Annotated in this window: 14 protein-coding genes; 8 read left to right on the forward strand and 6 right to left on the reverse strand. The window is 41.6% G+C overall.

Annotated features, from left to right (window positions below; genetic code table 11):
* Positions 1 to 2: 2 nt before the first annotated feature.
* From FBD94_RS18975 to FBD94_RS18985, 3 genes are all read left to right on the forward strand, one after another.
* Positions 3 to 3,260, forward strand: a complete 3,258-nt coding sequence (locus FBD94_RS18975; protein ID WP_136881376.1) for a TonB-dependent receptor — start codon at positions 3 to 5, stop codon at positions 3,258 to 3,260.
* A 31-nt stretch (positions 3,261 to 3,291) separates the two neighbouring features.
* Complete coding sequence (locus FBD94_RS18980) at positions 3,292 to 5,460, forward strand: IPT/TIG domain-containing protein (RefSeq protein ID WP_136881377.1); 2,169 nt, start codon at positions 3,292 to 3,294, stop codon at positions 5,458 to 5,460.
* A gap of 265 nt (positions 5,461 to 5,725) precedes the next feature.
* Complete coding sequence (locus tag FBD94_RS18985) at positions 5,726 to 8,314, forward strand: phosphoenolpyruvate carboxylase (RefSeq protein ID WP_136881378.1); 2,589 nt, start codon at positions 5,726 to 5,728, stop codon at positions 8,312 to 8,314.
* A 60-nt stretch (positions 8,315 to 8,374) separates the two neighbouring features.
* Here the strand turns inward: FBD94_RS18985 and FBD94_RS18990 are convergent, their stop codons facing one another.
* The 4 genes from FBD94_RS18990 to FBD94_RS19005 form a co-directional block, all read right to left on the reverse strand.
* A complete protein-coding gene (locus FBD94_RS18990; protein WP_136881379.1) occupies positions 8,375 to 8,626 on the reverse strand; it encodes a DUF6952 family protein in 252 nt (83 codons plus the stop codon).
* The gene (locus FBD94_RS18995; RefSeq protein ID WP_131612263.1) at positions 8,623 to 8,934 is read right to left on the reverse strand and encodes a thioredoxin family protein; all 312 of its coding nucleotides are present in this window, start codon (positions 8,932 to 8,934) and stop codon (positions 8,623 to 8,625) included. The genes FBD94_RS18990 and FBD94_RS18995 overlap by 4 nt, the downstream gene beginning before the upstream one ends.
* 15 nt (positions 8,935 to 8,949) lie before the next feature.
* Positions 8,950 to 9,582 carry a peroxiredoxin gene (locus FBD94_RS19000; RefSeq protein ID WP_131612265.1) on the reverse strand — a complete coding sequence of 211 codons (633 nt, stop codon included), beginning with the start codon at positions 9,580 to 9,582 and terminating at the stop codon, positions 8,950 to 8,952.
* A gap of 162 nt (positions 9,583 to 9,744) precedes the next feature.
* On the reverse strand, positions 9,745 to 10,953 hold the full coding sequence (locus tag FBD94_RS19005; protein ID WP_136881380.1) for a hypothetical protein: 1,209 nt from the start codon (positions 10,951 to 10,953) through the stop codon (positions 9,745 to 9,747).
* A gap of 74 nt (positions 10,954 to 11,027) precedes the next feature.
* Here FBD94_RS19005 and FBD94_RS19010 point away from each other — a divergent pair, with 74 nt between their 5' ends.
* Positions 11,028 to 12,428: an aldehyde dehydrogenase family protein gene (locus FBD94_RS19010; protein WP_136881381.1), complete on the forward strand. Its 1,401-nt coding sequence runs from the start codon at positions 11,028 to 11,030 to the stop codon at positions 12,426 to 12,428.
* 2 nt (positions 12,429 to 12,430) lie between these two features.
* Here FBD94_RS19010 and ygiD read toward each other — a convergent pair whose 3' ends face one another.
* Positions 12,431 to 13,264: a 4,5-DOPA-extradiol-dioxygenase gene (gene ygiD, locus FBD94_RS19015; RefSeq protein ID WP_317131570.1), complete on the reverse strand. Its 834-nt coding sequence runs from the start codon at positions 13,262 to 13,264 to the stop codon at positions 12,431 to 12,433.
* A gap of 50 nt (positions 13,265 to 13,314) precedes the next feature.
* Positions 13,315 to 13,887, reverse strand: a complete 573-nt coding sequence (locus FBD94_RS19020) for a YceI family protein (RefSeq protein ID WP_136881382.1) — start codon at positions 13,885 to 13,887, stop codon at positions 13,315 to 13,317.
* A gap of 146 nt (positions 13,888 to 14,033) precedes the next feature.
* Between FBD94_RS19020 and FBD94_RS19025 the strand changes: the two genes are divergently transcribed.
* The 4 genes from FBD94_RS19025 to FBD94_RS19040 are packed head-to-tail and all read left to right on the forward strand — an operon-like array spanning position 14,034 to position 17,762.
* Positions 14,034 to 14,756: a peptidylprolyl isomerase gene (locus tag FBD94_RS19025; protein WP_136881383.1), complete on the forward strand. Its 723-nt coding sequence runs from the start codon at positions 14,034 to 14,036 to the stop codon at positions 14,754 to 14,756.
* Positions 14,757 to 14,773: 17 nt separating this feature from the next.
* Positions 14,774 to 15,544, forward strand: coding sequence for an exodeoxyribonuclease III (locus FBD94_RS19030; protein ID WP_136881384.1), 771 nt, complete (start codon positions 14,774 to 14,776; stop codon positions 15,542 to 15,544).
* Positions 15,545 to 15,546: 2 nt separating this feature from the next.
* Positions 15,547 to 16,791, forward strand: coding sequence for an imidazolonepropionase (hutI, locus tag FBD94_RS19035; RefSeq protein WP_136881385.1), 1,245 nt, complete (start codon positions 15,547 to 15,549; stop codon positions 16,789 to 16,791).
* Complete coding sequence (locus FBD94_RS19040; RefSeq protein ID WP_136881386.1) at positions 16,791 to 17,762, forward strand: formimidoylglutamase; 972 nt, start codon at positions 16,791 to 16,793, stop codon at positions 17,760 to 17,762. Before hutI ends, FBD94_RS19040 begins: the two co-directional genes overlap by 1 nt.
* The last annotated feature ends 51 nt before the right edge of the window (positions 17,763 to 17,813 follow it).

A 17,813-nucleotide genomic window follows, 5' to 3' on the forward strand; every position in this document is an offset into this window, starting at 1 on the left:
AAATGAAGAAAATATATTCAGTCGTTATGCTTTGCGCCCTGATGTTGGTGTCGTTTTATAGCATGGCGCAAGAAACAAGTGGTTCGTTAACCGGACAGGTTAAAGATGCCAATGGTTTGGCAATACCCGGTGCTACGGTTGTGGCTATTCACGCGCCATCGGGCACTCGTTACGCCATGTCAGCGGATAAAGATGGCCGTTATTTCCTAAATAATCTCCGCATTGGATCACCTTATCTGGTCACCGTTTCCACGATGGGGATGCAAAACGCAGTGCGCAATGACATTTCAGTGCGCCTGGGTGGAAGTCAGCAGCTCAACTTTGTTTTGTCAGAAAATGCACAGGAACTGAAAGGAGTAGAGGTATCCGCCAGAAAAACCGTCCGACAAAAAGCGGACAACTATGGAACGGGTAAAAATATCAGCGCTGAGCAGCTGAAAAACATGCCAACGATCAACAGGAGCATTACTGATATTACCCGCTTAACCCCTCAGGGCAGCCGCGACAATAGTTTCGGCGGTACCAACTTCAGGTACAACAATGTGACCATCGATGGTGCCGTAAACAACGATGCTATTGGTTTTAGCCCTTCACAAGGCGGACAAACGGGTACTTCAGGTATGAATGGCAGCAGTACCAGGACCAATCCGGTTTCTATAGATGCCATAGAAGATATGCAGGTTTACCTAGCACCTTTTGATGTTAAAATCGGAAACTTTACCGGTGGATCCGTAAACGCAGTGACGCGTAGTGGTACCAATACGGTAACAGGTTCGGTTTATGGTTTAGGAAGAAATGCAGCCTTGACAGGCAACGATCGTGTGGGCAGTCTGGGTAAGATGAATTCTGATTTCCATGATTACCAGGCTGGTTTCCGCGTAGGTTTCCCCATCATCAAAAACAAGCTTTTCTTTTTCTCGAATGAAGAGATTACCCATCGTCAGGATCCTACACAATTATACGTAGGAACAGCAGAAACAGCCCCAATTTTCAGCGTGGCTGATGCACAATCCATTGCAAATACGGTGAAAACCAGATATGGAAGTGTGTTTGACGCCGGTACCGCCGACGTGTATACCAATTGGAGCAAATCTCAGAAGTTTTTTAACCGTTTAGACTGGAATATCAATGATAAACACCAGCTGGCGATCAGAAACAACACGATTTTCAGTAAGGCGACACATATGGACCGAGATCAGCAGGATTTCAGGTTTAGCAGCATGGCTTTTCAACAGGAAAATAACCAGACCAGTACCGTTGCTGAGCTGAAAAGCCGTTTCAATAATGAACTGTCCGGTAATTTATTAGTCGGCTTTACCCATGTGAACGACAACAGGGATCCATTAAGCGATCCGACCTTGCCACAAGTGCAAATTATGGGACGCACACCAGGAACCACTATTTATTTAGGTACAGATCGCGAAGCGAGTATCTTCAATATGAAGCAGAAAACCTGGGAGTTTACCGCAAACTTAAACTGGACAAAAGGACGTCACAAGTTCTTAATAGGGACGCATAATGAACTGTACCACATCAAATATGGTTTCGTAAATGCCTGGAATGGCCGTGTAGACTATCAGAGCATTGAAGATTTCACCAACAACAACCCTTACCGCGTAAGAGGAAGCTACAATTATTTCAATAACGACAGAGATTATTTATTGGCGAATCCGGCAGCAGATTTCAACGTCAACATGTATAGTTTATATGTGCAGGATGAAATCAGGATTAGTGATAAACTACACATCACGCCAGGATTACGTGCAGATTTTGTGAATTTACCAACCATGCCAACCTTGAGCGACAAGGTTCGGGACATTATCGCAGATCCTTATTTTGGCAGTACTTACACGTATACGCCATTGAACCGAATCGACAATAAGTTTTTAAACAAGGTACAATTGTCTCCGCGTTTAGGCTTTAGATATGACGCATTGGGAGATCAAAAGTTAATTCTTCGAGGAGGAGTAGGGATGTTTACCGGCCGGATTCCTTTTGCATGGTTAGCTTATGCATATTACAATACTGGAAATACTTTTGGTGCAATTGATCAGAGAGCTGATCAGCAGGCTTTTTTACCGGGCACAGATCCGATTAAACCTAGTCCGAATGGCATTGGCGGATTTATTGAACAAAACGGAACGGTGATCAATAACCCAAATAGCGGTCGCACACAGGTCGACTTGGTGGATAACGGCTTTGAAATGCCACAGGTATTGCGTGGAAGTTTAGGGATCGATTACGAAACAGAAAGCGAATGGCGTTTTACCCTGGAAGGAATGTACACTAAAAACTTAAAAGACGTACTGTTCCAGCAGTTAAATACCAAAGACAATCCACTGTATTACGGTTATGACAAAGAGAAGCAACAGCCTGTTTATGGTGGCGCGGTAGATCCACGTTTCTCCAATATTTACCTATTGAGCAATACCAAAGAAGGCTATCGCTACAGCCTAACTGGTACCATTGCTAAGACATTTATCAAGGCGCTAAATGTAAGCACTTCTTATACTTACGGACAATCAAAAGACCTGAGCAATGGGGTGCGTAACTCCATGGAAAGTAACTGGCAGTTGAATCAAGCTTTGATCCCAAACAATCCAACGCTAAGTGCCAGCAATTTTGACATTCGCCACCGCATTGTATCCACCATCAGTTATAACTACGAATGGAGCAGATCGGGTAGAACGAATATCAGTCTATTCTTCTCAGCACAATCGGGCAGTCCCTTTACTTATGGTATTGTAAACGGCAATATCCAGGGCTTGCCACAGCAAGTGAGTTTAACTTACATTCCTTTAAGAGAAGAAGCCATCCGATATTTCAAAGATATTCCAACACAAACGGCAGTGCAGCAAGCAGCAGCTTTTAATCAATTTATTGATGGAAATGAATACTTGAGCAGCAGAAGAGGCAGGTACACAGAGCGTAATAAAGGCAGGACACCATGGAATGTTCAGGCTGATTTACACCTTTCTCATGAGTTATTTGTGAACGCCAATAAGTCGAAATCTTTAAGCTTTACGGTGGATGTGATGAATGTGACCAACCTAATCAGCAAGACCTGGGGTGTTCAGTATTTCTCGCCAAATACGTTTAACTCCACCAGCAGTGTGGGCTTAACACCTTCGCTATTTCCACCTCAGCAAAACACAGATAATTATCCTGTTTTTACTTTTAACAACCCTGGTCAGCCTTACAGCATCGATTATTTTGGATCGAGAGTGCAAATGCAGTTCGGATTGAGGTATACCTTTTAGTTTATTAGTTTAGAAATTAAGTCATAAAAAGATGAATAATCAACACAAATGGAATTTTAGTATCGGCATGATGCTGTGCTTCCTGCTGTTTATTGGTGCTTGTAAAAAAGATAAGGTAGAAGTACCTGTGGTGCCCTTCAAAATAGACAGCTATTACCCGAATAGTGGGAATGCAGGAACCTTGGTTTCCATTGTTGGCGAAGGTTTTGGAACCGAGCTAAGTAAGTATTCGGCAACCATTTCTGGTAAAGCCGCAGAAGTGATCAGTGCCACAGAAAGCACCATCGTGGTTCGGATGCCGGAAGGTGGCGTAACCGGTGCATTGGCGCTTACCTATGATTCGCGCAATTTTGACCTGGGACAATATATCTACCAGGCCTTAAGCGTGCAGAATGTATTTCCCGCCAATGGCCCTGCGGGCTCTCAAATCCGGATTACCGGCGCTGGTTTCAGTAGTACTACTGGGCCGGCTACGGTTTTCATCAACGGAAAACCAGCCTTGGTAGTCAGCGTATCTGACGAAATTATTGTAGCCGAAGTACCGGTAGATGCTGGTTTTGGGCCGATAGTCGTGAAGGTGGATGGTAAAGAAGCCAAAGGTCAGAACTTCACTTATCAGGCCATTAGCAATATTAAACCTTTAAGCGGCGGCAAGAACACAAAAGTGACGATCACTGGTGTGGGTTTTGAAGAACTTGCTGCGGGTAACCTGATCGATTTTAACGGAACAAGCGCCACAGTATTGGAAGCGACGAAAGAAAAACTGGTAGTGCTGGCACCTGATGGCGTTAAAACAGGACCACTTTCTGTAAACATCAACGGGCAAAAAACGTCTGGACCTGTATTTACCGTAGTTACTCCACCATCGATTCAAGTCGTAACGCCATTAAGCGGCCCGAAAGGAGCTGAAATGACTATTTCTGGGGCTTTGTTTAGTGCGGTTCTGGACGAAAATAAAGTCTTTATTAATGGCGTTTCCGTTCCAGTTCAAGCTGCTAGCGAAAACCAGATCAAGCTATTAGTGCCCGGCGGTACAGGTACTGGATTGGTAAAAGTGGTAGTGAATGATCAGGCAACTGATGGTCCGCAATTTAAAGACCAAACGCTGGGTATCCTTTCTGTAAGTCCGGATAACGGCTTGGCTGGTACAACAATTACCATTAAAGGATCAGGTTTTAGTGCCAGCCCTGTAAACAACAAAGTGTACTTTAGCGGATTACTGGCAACTGTAAAAACCGCCACAGAAAACACATTGGTACTGGATGCACCAGCAGGATTAAGTACCGGTGATTTAAAAGTAGTGGTGGACGGTCAGGAAGCACTGGCGCCACAGGAATTTAGAAGAGCAGGAATGCTGACACTAGCCGGTGGACCTAACAGTGATACTTTTGGAGGTTTCATGGCTGGTATAGCAGTAGATAACAGTGGAAATGTCTATGCAGCGGACAGAATGAATGGTGTGGTGAAAAAGATTACACCAGCTGGGGAGGTCAGTATATTACAGGCCAATGGTACCAACATTACTTTTGATACCCCATACGGAATTGTGATCGATAAACAGGATAATATATATGTGTCAGATATTGGCCGCAATCACATCAGGAAAATTACGCCTTCAGGTCAGAATACGGTCTATGTTTCCGGCTTTGCGCCAGGTTTAATGACATTTGACAATGCTGGAAATCTGTATGTGAACATTGTGGCTGCTTATGCGGGTATGAACAAAGTAAATACAGCCGGTAGTTATACGAAAATCAGCGGTCCATTTTGGCCTATGGCTAAGGCAGTGGTAGATGCAGATGGAAATCTATATTATGTAGATTCCAGTTCAAGCAGTAATAATGCGATTGGACGTATTGCTGCAGGAGGTGGAAATGAAAACTATTTCACAGGTAGTTCTGATGCTGGATTCCAGGATGGAATAGGATTAGCGGCAAGATTTAACAGTATTTCAGGTGGATTGGCTTTATATGGCCCTGGTAAATTGATTGCCGGTGACAAGTACAATTACGCATTAAGAGAAGTTGATATTGCCAGTAAAAAGGTTTCAACGCTGGTAAAATTGTCCAATGGTTTTGCAGATGGTTCATTCTCTCAGGCCAAAATAGGCTCAATGGCCGATATGGCCGTTGACAAAGATGGAAATATCTACATTTTAGATGCCGCAAATAAAGCGATACGGAAAGTGTTTTTGAAGTAATCTTAAAAATGACCTTATCATAAAAAAAGAGGTTGATCATCTTTTATCGATGAATCAACCTCTTTTACCCCAAAAAAAATAACAATTAAATGGTATACGCCCAGCGTCTCCGCTTAAATATACCAACCCTCTTTAAAGATTTTTTAAATCTCTACACCTCTAAGTTATCGATTTATATAAATAAATCAAAATAAAATTATTGCCTTTTAAGCCATTATTTGGATGATTTTTGCTAGATTAAGCGCGAAAATATTACCTTCAAATTATGATGCAAAAACAACGAGCAAAAGGTCAGAGAGAGTCTATATTTAACAATGAAGTCGTATCCCGGTTCGAACTTTATAATAGCCTTTTCCTAACCCTTCCGTTTTACAAAGTTAAAGACACCGGTACTTTACTCCCTCTCTTTTTAAAATACTGCGAGGATGGTGTAAAAAACCATGACACTCCCGCAGAAATTATTGATGTTTTTTTCAAGAAGTACACCCAAAAGCATTCAAAGAAGGACATTATAGACCTTTTATTCCGTTTTATACAATACATAGAGCGTCAGGTTGTATTATTCGATGCTGTAGAGGATGCTTCCTTCAATAAGCTGAATGCTGCCGATGAACACAATGCCTTATTATCGTACCTTAAAAAGGGCACAGACAATAAAGCCCTTACCGATAAGATTGAAAAACTAATCGAAGAGTTTTCTCTTCGTCTGGTATTAACCGCACACCCTACCCAGTTTTATCCAGGTAGCGTATTGTCGATCATTACCGATCTAACCACTGCGATCAAAACCAATGACATATCAAGTATCAACCTGTTGTTACAGCAATTGGGTAAAACGCCTTTCTTTAACAAGAAGTCGCCAACCCCTGTTGATGAAGCATTAAGCCTGGCCTGGTACCTTGAAAACGTATTCTATTTTGCGGCTGCAAATATCCAGTCAGAAGTAGATAAGAGCTTAAACGATTACAACCTGCAGTCTAAAAAGATCATCGAATTGGGCTTCTGGCCAGGTGGCGACAGGGATGGCAATCCGAATGTACATGCCGATTCTACGGTACAGGTTTCAAAAATGCTACGTCAAATCCTATTTAGGTGCTATTACCGTGATTTCAGAAACCTTAAACGTCGCATTACCTTCAGAGGTGTAGAAGATACGATTGCAATTGTACAAGATGTATTGTACAAAAATGCCTTCGATCCTAATATCCCGATGGAGAATATTGCCGATTTCTTAATCGAAAACCTCAATAAAATCTTAACCACTTTAAACGAAGACCACGATGGCCTGTTCACTGATGTAGTATCAGATTTGATCCGTAAAGTAGAACTTTATGGTAGTCATTTCGCTTCTTTAGACATCAGACAAGACAGCCGCGTACTTAGAGATGTACACGCTTTCTGCCGTCAAAGCAAGCCAATCGTTTCCTTGTTCCCTGAAAACTACGACAGTCTTTCCGAAGCAGAAAAGATTGAAAACATGTCGTTCAAAAGCGCCAAATTGAATGCTGCTGAAACTACAGACTCATTGATTAAGGATACCTTGCAAACCATCGCTGAGATCAAACAGATCCAGGCAAGCAATGGAGAACTGGCCTGCCACCGTTTCATCATCAGTAATTGTCAGCAGGCTAGCGACATCTTGCAGTTGATGGAGCTTTTCCTATGGAATGGCTGGGAAGAGGACAACCTATCTATTGATTTCGTGCCTTTATTTGAAACGGTACATGACCTTGCAGATGCTGCAGAGATCATGAATACGCTTTACACACATCCTTTTTACAAAAAACACTTAAAAAACCGCGGCAACAAACAACACATCATGTTGGGCTTCTCAGACAGCACCAAAGATGGTGGTTATCTAATGGCCAACTGGTCTATTTTTAATGCTAAAGTAGCCTTAACAGGAATTGCGGACCAACACAATATACAACTAGCCTTTTTTGATGGTCGTGGCGGCCCACCTTCACGTGGAGGGGGTAAAACACACCGTTTCTATGCCTCTATGGGTAAAGAAATTGCCAACAAGAACATTCAATTGACCATACAGGGTCAAACCATCAGTTCACAGTACGGATCAATCGACAGTGCCGAATTTAACATCGAACAGCTGATCAATGCCGGCATGTCTGCGGGAATGAAAGAAACACACAATATTTTACTCGACCCACTGCACAAAAACCTATTGGATGTAATGGCAAAAGACAGTTACGAATCCTTCCTTGCTTTACGTCAGCATCCCCTATTTTTAAGTTACCTGGAGAAATTCTCTCCCCTAACCCTATTGTCTAAAATCACCATTAGCAGCAGGCCGGTAAAACGTAATTCGGGAGGCGCTTTAAAACTTGAAGACCTTAGAGCAATCAGTTTTGTAACTGCCTGGAGCCAGTTAAAACAAAACATTCCTGGTTTTTATGGAATGGGAACGGCTTTAAAAAATCAGGAAGCTGAGGGCAACTGGGATAAGGTAGTAAAGACTTATCAGGAATCAGGATACTTTAAAACTATCGTAGATAACTGTATGATGTCGATGAGCAAATCTGATTTTTCTATTACCGCTCACTTTGCAAATGATAAAGAGTACGGTGCCTTCTGGAAAATCTTACATGACGAATTTGAGCTCTCTAAAGACATGTTATTGAAGCTATCGGGACATACGGCCTTAATGGAGAATTACCCCGTTGAGAAGAGCTCTATTGCAGTCAGAGAGAAGATTGTACTACCTCTTGTACTCATCCAACACTACGCATTGGAAGAATTACAGTCCAAAATCACAGATGAGGAGCAACAATCCTACGAAAAATTAGCGATCAGAACGGTGTATGGCATCGTAAATGCTGGTCGTAACCTGGCTTAAAAGCACAAAAAAAGGGCGATTCCAATTGGAATCGCCCTTTTTTTGTGTATGTATCAGAAATTAATTTCTATCAATTGAGCCCATTACCTTTTGGCCAAATGCATTCAGCGCGTCTTTTTCAACCATACCACTCTTTACACTCTCATGAACTTCAAGTGCACCACAGATATTGGTAATCATTTCACCCGCTACATTAACCTCTTCCTCATTTACGCCTCTAAATTCACAGAAAGCTTCTAAAACAGTTAAAGTTGCTTTAAGATCCTCAGGCGTGCTATTTTGGAATAGCTGTCTTATTACTGGTATTTTCATGATTTTATTTTATCAAATAATTCATTTAACACTTCTGCCTTATTGGTCTGAGCCTGATCAACCAGCACTCCACCTTCAAAGGCTGCAAAAGTTGGTAAATTATCAACGTTTGCAAGTTTGCGTGAACCAGGAAGTTTTTCCGCATCCACAATTAAGAAAGTAACATCTTCGTTCTCAGCTGCCAGCTTCTTGAATTTTGGTTTCATGATTCTGCAGTTTCCACACCAAGATGCAGCGTACTGAACCATAACCTTGTTGTTTTCAGCAACATACTGTTGAAGATTATCTTCTGTTAATTCTAAAAACATAATTTTTATTTTTTATTAGTTAGCGCTCAGGTATTCTGCAACGCCAGTTCTGTTCGCATTCATTGCTTCTTTTCCTTCTTCCCAGTTAGCAGGGCAAACTTCGCCATGTTTCTGAACGTGAGCATAAGCATCAATTAAGCGTAAATATTCTTTTACGTTTCTACCTACCGGCATATCATTAACACTTTCGTGGAATACTTTACCAGTTTCATCAATTAAATAAGTAGCTCTGTAAGTTACGTTTGAACCAGAGAAAGATTCGTTTCCTTCTTCGTCGTACTCAACGTCCTGATCTACAATACCTAAAATGTTAGCTAAATGTCTGTGTGTATCCGCTAAGATTGGATAAGTTACACCTTCAATACCACCATTTTCTTTTGCAGTATTTAACCATGCAAAGTGAACTTCGTTAGTATCGCATGAAGCACCAATTACAATTGTATTTCTTTTTTCAAAATCAGGTAAAGCGGCTTGGAAAGCGTGTAATTCTGTTGGACAAACAAAAGTAAAATCTTTTGGATACCAGAATAATATAACTTTTTTCTCTTTACTTACTGCTTCTTCAAAAATGTTGATTTTCAAATCGTCACCCATTTCTGACATTGCATCAATGCTTACGCTCGGGAATTTTTTACCTACTATTGCCATAATTATTTTTGTATTTTATTGTTCTTTTTTTACAGTGCAAAGATAAGCCTATCTGCACTCAAAAACAACCGCATTTGGGATATTACGGATACTAAATCTTGATAGGCATATAGAGGATATCTATAATGCGATTATTGAAATTAGTTTTTATCTATGTGGCTTTTATCTGATTACCCTACCCGACTTATCAATATTCACATCAAAGGGAGTTAAGTATTCATCCACCAATACGGCAAATTCACGACGGGTAACATTCCTATTTAAATCAAACTCATTTTTAAAATGATAGCGTGACACCCATCTTTTCTGAACTTCGGCTTTGGTAGTTTCAGGTGATTTGTTGCCAACCATACAAATCATGTTTAACACAGCACCTAACGTCATGTTTGCTTCTTTATAATCATCAAACCAAATTTGGGCTTTGTAGTAAAACTCCTTTAATGGCGCTTTTATTTCGGCTGTAGTCACCTCCTGCTCTGGATTGAAATTAGCCAGGCCATTTACCAAACTTGCCTTTAAAAAGCCCGAAAGACCGACAAACTGAATTGACTTCCAATTGGGATCGTCATGTAAAATGTCGGCAAAAGGCATAACCGACAAACGATGGTTGATTAGCTCCTTCTGTATTGACTTTAAAACCGAGAGTGAGGTTTTTGTCCTAAAAAACACCGCATAAGCTGCTGTAGCCCCAGCCGCCTGTCCTCCGGCAAAACTTTCGTCTTCTGGATTCAAAACCACCAGGTTTTCCTGCTTCGGCAGCAGGAAGCTGTCTAACAGAATAACATTAGCGTTGCTGTTGTTAACCCAATAGCCTGCACTAACGCTTCCCCGGTAAAGATTATCACTATAATTTAAAGGCTGCCATTGCTTCTTAACGGCCCCTTTTAACGCCAAAGCCTCCGTTACATTTCCGCTACCATCTGCATTAACAAGCACCTCCGCTTTTATGGTTCGCCCATCTTCCAACAGCACATTCCAATTGTTACCTGATCTTTTTATCCTGGACCATTTTACATTCCTCAACACGGTTAAATTTTTAGTGCTGTCGGACCAGGTTTTAAGTACCGCATTTGCACTGGTCTCATCCACATATACCTTGCTTAAACTATCCGAAATCCCTTTTGCCAAACGCATCTTTTTTAAAAACAAGGATTCAAGGCCCGAACTGACATTCTTATCCTGAGGCGTAACAACCAGATCTGCAGCCTGAATTAGCATGATGGTTTTAACGCCCGAAATTGCCGACTGAAACCCTGATCCAATAGCGTTATCCCCCTTGCCAATTACTAAAACCCCAGTTTTAATGGTCTGAGCAGCGGCAATTTGTGTAAACACAGAAATCACGAAAACAACAAACAATCCTTTTTTCATTTTGTACGTACTTATGTATATATTTAATAACGATCAGCAATATCGATTAATAATTCCCCAGCTTTAACATCGCCATGACGCAAACCATCAATTCCGTATTCGAAGCTCAGCAAAAACATAAATATACGCTTAGAAACAGCAATGCAACACAAAGAATTGATAAATTAAAAACTTTAAAGGCCACCATAGAGAAATATGAAAAGGACATTTACGCCGCCTTGCAATCCGACTTGCGCAAAAGTCAGTTCGAAGCTGCTGTAACCGAACTCATATTTATTTATGGGGAATTAGACTTCGCGATAAAGAACGTAGGCAAATGGATGAAACCCAAGCGTGTCGGAAAAAGTCTAACAAGTCTGATGGCCAAAAACAGGATCTATTACGAGCCAAAAGGTGCCTGTCTGATCATTTCCCCATGGAACTATCCCTTTCAGTTAATGATGAGCCCGCTTTTGTCTGCTATTGCAGCCGGAAATTGTGCCATATTGAAACCTTCGGAACTAAGCCCGGCAACCAGCAGTATCATTAACAAAATCATCAAAGAATGCTTTGAAGAACAGGAAATTTGCTGTTTTGAGGGCGACGCGTCAGTATCAACCGCCTTACTTGCCCTTCCTTTTGATCATATCTTTTTTACCGGAAGCACTGCAATTGGCAAGGTCGTGATGGAAGCCGCAGCAAAAAACTTAACCTCAGTAACACTCGAACTTGGAGGCAAATCGCCCACCATAATTGACGAAAGTGCCAACCTTAAAAAAGCTGCAGAAAAAATTGCCTGGGGCAAACTCATCAATGCTGGCCAGACCTGCATCGCTCCAGACTATATTTTAATCCCCGAAAGCAGACAAGAAGAGTTTGTGATGGAATATGCCCATGCAGCTAACCGTCTTTTTTTTAATAGCAACCAGCAAATCAATGAAAATGCCTATGCAAAGATCATCAACGAAAGACATTTCAACAGACTAACGACATTAATGGATGATGCGACCGAAAAAGGCGCAAAAATAGCCTTTGGTGGCGGAAAGGATGAGGCCAAACAGACCATAAACCCAACCGTATTGACTCAAGTTAACCTGGATTCGAACATCATGAAAGAAGAGATCTTTGGGCCAGTTTTACCCATCATTACCTATCAAACATCCGAAGAAGCCATTGAGCAAATAAACGGCCGTAGTAAACCGCTGACCCTATATATTTTTAGCGCAAACCATAAGAACATCAATCATATCATCAAAAACACTTCTGCTGGCGGCACCTGTGTGAACGATGTATTGATCCATATTTCCAACCCTAAACTACCCTTTGGCGGAGTAAATAGTAGCGGTATGGGCAGCTGTCATGGTTTTTTCGGGTTCAAAACCTTCTCTCATGAACGCGCTATTGTATTCCAATCCGCGATGAACATGAGTAATTTGATTTACCCCCCTTACGAGGGTAAACACGGCTTATTAAAATGGCTTAAAAAACTGATGTAAGCTTAGCCAATCCTGACTGAGGTCATGGTTAAAGAACCGCCAACGGCTTTATCATTAAATAAAGAAACAGCTTCAGTACCATTTTGCAAGCCAAGAGTATACATCAGTGGCAAATAATGCTCTGGTGTAGGAATAGCAAGCATAGCCTCCCGACCTAAATTCCTGTAATCTGCCAACTGTTGATGTTCGCGGTTTAAGATCAGGCTTTTAAATTTATCGTTCATTTCCAGGGCCCAATCATAGCCGCCTCCATGAATCATTTCCCAACTCATCATCCTCAGGTTATGGACCATATTACCGCTCCCTAAAATCAGGACACCCTTTTTTCGAAGGTCATATAACTCTTTTGCGAGGTTATAATGATATGCCGCATCCTTGGTGGAATCAATGCTAAGTTGCAAAACAGGGATATTTGCGGCTGGGTACATGTGTTTAACAACAGTCCACGCACCATGGTCAAGTCCCCAGTCATGATCTAATCCTACCTCGGTACTATGAATCAATCCAGCAGTCTCCAAAGCCAAAGCCGGGCTACCCGGAGCCGGATAATCGACATCAAACAGTGCTTGCGGAAAGCCTCCAAAATCATGAATTGTCTTAGGGAAATCCATGGCAGTGATGTGTGTCCCCTTGGTAAACCAATGCGCAGAAACGACTAAAACAGCCTTAGGTTGCGGAATATCTTTAGCAATGCCGGCCCATTTAGCGCTAAACTCATTGTCTTCGATTCCATTCATCGGCGAGCCGTGGCCAATAAACAAAACAGGCATTAAGCTATCCTGCAAAGGCAAATTACTGGTAAAAGTATTGAATTGAGATAAGGTCGACATCATCATCAAAATTTAATAACAGGCCGAATTAATGATCCAGCCTGTTATTGATTAGACTACTTAGCTTGAGTAAACTCAAGGTTTAAAGTAACTTTAATATCTTTAGCTACACCAGCACCGGTAGGATCGTATTTAATGTTATAATCCAAACGGTTAACGGTTGTAGTTGCAGTAAAACCTGCTTTAGTATTTCCTTGTTGATCTTTAGCCGTACCGCCATAAACAACAGCAAACACAACATCTTTAGTCACGTCGCGGATAGTTAATTTTCCAGCCAAAGTATAATTGTTTTCTTTACCTTTTTTGAATGAAGTGCTTTCAAAAGTCATTGTTGGATATTGAGCTGCATTAAAAAAATCATCGGTTTTAAGGTGATTATCTCTCATTTCAACACCGGTATTCACACTATTTACATCCACGGTAAAGTTGATTTTTGCATCGGTAAGATCCGCTTTCGCCGCAACGACCGAACCATCAAATTTCTTAAAAGAACCATCTACAAATGAAATTCCCATGTGTTTAACCGAAAAGTTAACAAAAGAATGCATTGGATCTACTGTCCACTTCGTTTGCGCAAATGAGGCAACGCTGATTGAAACAGCAACCAGGAATAAAAATAATCTTTTCATAATCTTTAAATTAATAAGTTACAAAGCTATAACGAATATCCGCCCCAATTGTTGATCTATGATAAGAAAGACTATGCTTAACATTTTAATGCGCCCTATTGAATAAAGTAGATTTAACTTAACTTAGCCGGGTAATTAAACTGACAATGAAGAATTATATTACCCTAATACTTTGTGCGTGCTTTATTTCCGCCTTTTCAGCAAAGCCAAAACACCAATACGTTAAAATAAAAACAGACCTGGGCGAATGCATTATCCAGCTGTACAACGAAACTCCACAACACCGTGACAACTTCCTAAAATTAACCGAAAAAGGGACTTATAACGGAACTTTATTTCACCGGGTGATCAAAGATTTTATGATCCAAGGCGGTGATCCAGACTCAAAGATCGCCGTTAAAGGGGCCCTATTGGGTGAAGGAACCGTAGGCTACACCGTTCCTGCCGAATTTCGTGACAGTCTTTTTCATAAAAAAGGAGTGCTGGCCGCAGCAAGAGACGACAACCCGGAAAAAGCATCCAGCGGCAGTCAGTTTTACCTGGTACAAGGTAAAAAATTTACGGATGAACAATTGGACGCGCTAGAGAAAAACCGCCTGAAATTTAAACTTCCAGAATCGCAAAGAGCAATTTATAAAACACTGGGTGGCACTCCCCATTTAGACAAAAGCTATACCGTTTACGGAGAAATTGTAAAAGGCATTGAACTGGTAGATAAAATTGCAGTTATGGAGACCGACGGCAACAACAGGCCCATAACCGACGTAAAAATGACCATTACCGTTTTAAAACGTCGTGAAGCAAAAAAGCTAGAAAAAGAATTTGCTAAACAAGCTAAAGCATTAAAAAAAGCATCATTAACTGCATAAAAAACAAGCATACGATAATGAGAATTATATCTTACAACGTCAATGGCATCCGCTCTGCCACCACCAAAAACTTTATTAGCTGGCTGCAAGAAACTAATGCAGACATGGTCTGCCTGCAAGAAGTTAAAGCTCTACCTTCACAAATCCCTGAAATCCTTGTTTTAATAGAACAATTAGGCTACCACCACTACTGGTTTCCTGCCGAAAAAAAGGGGTATAGCGGTGTTGCTATACTCACCAAAATAAAACCAAATCATGTTGAATATGGTTGTGGAGAAGAATGGATTGATAAAGAAGGACGGATATTAAGAGCCGATTTCGACGGATTCTCGCTGATGAGCCTTTACATGCCTTCAGGATCTAGTGGTGATGAAAGACAAGTTAAAAAGTATGAATTTATGCGGTTCTTCGATACCTATATCGATGAATTGCGCAAAGAACACCCTCACATGATCATTTCTGGGGATTACAACATATGCCATACTGCGATAGATATCCATAACCCGAAATCAAACGCCAATTCTTCCGGCTTCCTGCCTGAAGAACGCGAGTGGATGGAATTATTTTTAACAAACGGCTTCATCGATACTTTCAGGCATTTCAACAAAGATCCGCACCATTACACCTGGTGGAGTTTCAGAGCCGGTTCCAGAGGAAAGAACTTGGGTTGGCGGATCGATTACCACCTGGCTACACAACCAATGTTGGAGAAATTGAAAAATGTGACCATTCTGGCCGATGCCATTCACTCTGATCACTGTCCTGTTTTATTGGAATTAAACCCTTAGTCATGTCAGACCTGCTCATAACCAATATCAAATCACTAGTTGGTCTGCATCCAGAAAAGATGCTCCTTTTAAGGGGTAGCCAGATGCAAAACCTTCCGACAATAGAAAATGCATGGCTTTTATGTGAAGGTGGAAAAATAAAAGACTTTGGCTCCATGGACCAGTTACCGGATCATTTGCCCAATTACATCGTTACACACGATGCCAATGGCGGTTTCGTTTTCCCTTCATGGTGCGATTCGCATACACATATCGTCTTTGCCGCTTCAAGGGAGGAAGAGTTTGTGATGAAAATTGATGGTAAAAGCTATGAAGATATTGCTGCAGCAGGTGGTGGCATCTTAAATTCGGCAAGGAAATTACAGGTAGCAACAGCTGACGATTTATATGATTCTGCAGCACAACGCTTAACTGACATGATCATACAAGGCACCGGAGCGGTAGAAATAAAAAGCGGTTATGGGCTTTCAACTGACAGTGAGTTAAAAATGCTGAAGGCCATCCGCAGGTTAAAAGAGAACTTCCCAATTCCAATTAAAGCCTCTTTTCTCGCAGCGCATGCCTACCCGCCCGAGTATAAAAACGATCATGAAGGTTATATCAAACTGATTATTGAGGAAATGCTGCCTAGAATTGCAGATGAAGGGCTTGCGGATTATATGGACGCCTTTTGTGAGCAAGGCTTTTTCTCTGTGGACGACACAGATAGGTTGCTACAAGCTGCCGCAAAATATGGCTTAAAGCCTAAAATACACGCCAATCAATTGTCTGTATCTGGCGGTGTACAGGTTGGCGTAAAACATCAGGCCATTTCTGTAGACCATCTGGAAGCTACAGATGATGCCGCGATTGAAAGCTTGGCAGCAAGCAACACCGTCGCAACGCTACTACCTTCCTGCTCATTCTACATTAATATCCCTTTTGCCAATGCCAGAGGGCTAATCAATGCAAACATTCCAGTAGCCGTAGCAACAGATTATAACCCTGGTTCTACTCCTTCCGGAAACATGAATCTAGTAGTTTCTTTAGCCTGTATTAAACTGCGGATGCGCCCGGAAGAAGCCATAAACGCAGCCACCATCAATGGAGCCGCAGCAATGGAACTAAGTGCAGAAGTAGGTAGTATTGCCAAAGGCAAAAAAGCCAACCTGTTTATAACCAGACCGATGTCTTCCCTTGCTTTTCTGCCTTATAGCTTTGGCCAATCGCAAATAGAAACCATCGTATTAAACGGCAAAATAAGCTAATGGACGGCCTTAAGTTATACAATGCTGCAGCAATCCTGGCCTTAACCAATCTACGTGAGGGAGAAGTTAAGCTGGGCCAGAAAGTTCAGTCCGTAAACACACTAGATGAAATTGCAGACGCAAGTGCTCAGTTTGTATTGGTTGGCATTCCCGAAGATATTGGCGTGCGTGCCAACTACGGCATTGCCGGCGCAGCCTCTTCATGGGAACCAACGCTTAAAGCGCTCTTAAACATACAAAGCACCCCCTTTTTTAATGGAGAGGAGCTCCTGGTACTCGGCCACTTTGTTTTTGCTGAACCTTCAGGAGAAGGCATCCCCCTCCTTCAACAAAAAGTAGAAGAGATCGATGCCTTGGTTTACCCGGTCATTCAAAAGATAATCACCGCAGGCAAAACACCCATTGTTATCGGCGGAGGCCACAACAATGCCTACCCAATTATCAAAGGAGCATCATTAGGCTTTAAAGTCCCTATTGATGTCATCAATATAGATGCACATGCAGATTTAAGACCTGCAAGCGGGAGACATAGCGGCAACGGGTTCAGTTATGCGATAAAAGATGGCTTCTTAACCCGCTATGGTATATTTGGACTGCACCAAAACTACAACAACAACGCTATCCTTGAAACCATAGCCGCAAACCAACATATCTATCCAGTATTTTTTGATGATCTTCTAAAAAGCGATCAGCCCATCTTTTCCGCATGGAATAATCTTGTTAAAAAAACAGGAACTACAACAGGATTGGAACTTGATATGGATTGCATAGAAAATGTATTGTCCAGTGCAATGACCCCTTCAGGCTTCAGTTTAAACGAAATCCGGAAGTTGATATTAACTTCAGCCAAAAAATTCGCGTATTTACACATTTGCGAGGGCGCTGTTGCCTTAATTGACGGCAGACAGTGTAAAACCACCCCGAAGACCCTAACGTACCTTATAAGCGATTTTATCAAGTCGCAAAAATAAAAGGAGGCCCGCATCATGACTTATGATACGGACCTCCTTTTTACTTTTATG

The sequence above is a fragment of the Pedobacter hiemivivus genome (assembly GCF_005144565.1).
Lineage (GTDB): Bacteria > Bacteroidota > Bacteroidia > Sphingobacteriales > Sphingobacteriaceae > Pedobacter > Pedobacter hiemivivus.

Bases quoted from the DNA above. Each gene is read 5' to 3' on its own strand.
- ygiD (WP_317131570.1), bottom strand. From the start codon at position 13,264: ATGATGATGTCGACCTTATCTCAATTCAATACTTTTACCAGTAATTTG.
- FBD94_RS18990 (WP_136881379.1), bottom strand. From the start codon at position 8,626: ATGAAAATACCAGTAATAAGACAGCTATTCCAAAATAGCACGCCTGAG.
- FBD94_RS19040 (WP_136881386.1), top strand. From the start codon at position 16,791: ATGGACGGCCTTAAGTTATACAATGCTGCAGCAATCCTGGCCTTAACC.
- FBD94_RS19010 (WP_136881381.1), top strand. From the start codon at position 11,028: ATGACGCAAACCATCAATTCCGTATTCGAAGCTCAGCAAAAACATAAA.
- FBD94_RS18995 (WP_131612263.1), bottom strand. From the start codon at position 8,934: ATGTTTTTAGAATTAACAGAAGATAATCTTCAACAGTATGTTGCTGAA.
- FBD94_RS19020 (WP_136881382.1), bottom strand. From the start codon at position 13,887: ATGAAAAGATTATTTTTATTCCTGGTTGCTGTTTCAATCAGCGTTGCC.
- FBD94_RS19025 (WP_136881383.1), top strand. From the start codon at position 14,034: ATGAAGAATTATATTACCCTAATACTTTGTGCGTGCTTTATTTCCGCC.
- FBD94_RS18975 (WP_136881376.1), top strand. From the start codon at position 3: ATGAAGAAAATATATTCAGTCGTTATGCTTTGCGCCCTGATGTTGGTG.
- FBD94_RS19005 (WP_136881380.1), bottom strand. From the start codon at position 10,953: ATGAAAAAAGGATTGTTTGTTGTTTTCGTGATTTCTGTGTTTACACAA.
- FBD94_RS19000 (WP_131612265.1), bottom strand. From the start codon at position 9,582: ATGGCAATAGTAGGTAAAAAATTCCCGAGCGTAAGCATTGATGCAATG.
- FBD94_RS18980 (WP_136881377.1), top strand. From the start codon at position 3,292: ATGAATAATCAACACAAATGGAATTTTAGTATCGGCATGATGCTGTGC.
- hutI (WP_136881385.1), top strand. From the start codon at position 15,547: ATGTCAGACCTGCTCATAACCAATATCAAATCACTAGTTGGTCTGCAT.
- FBD94_RS19030 (WP_136881384.1), top strand. From the start codon at position 14,774: ATGAGAATTATATCTTACAACGTCAATGGCATCCGCTCTGCCACCACC.
- FBD94_RS18985 (WP_136881378.1), top strand. From the start codon at position 5,726: ATGATGCAAAAACAACGAGCAAAAGGTCAGAGAGAGTCTATATTTAAC.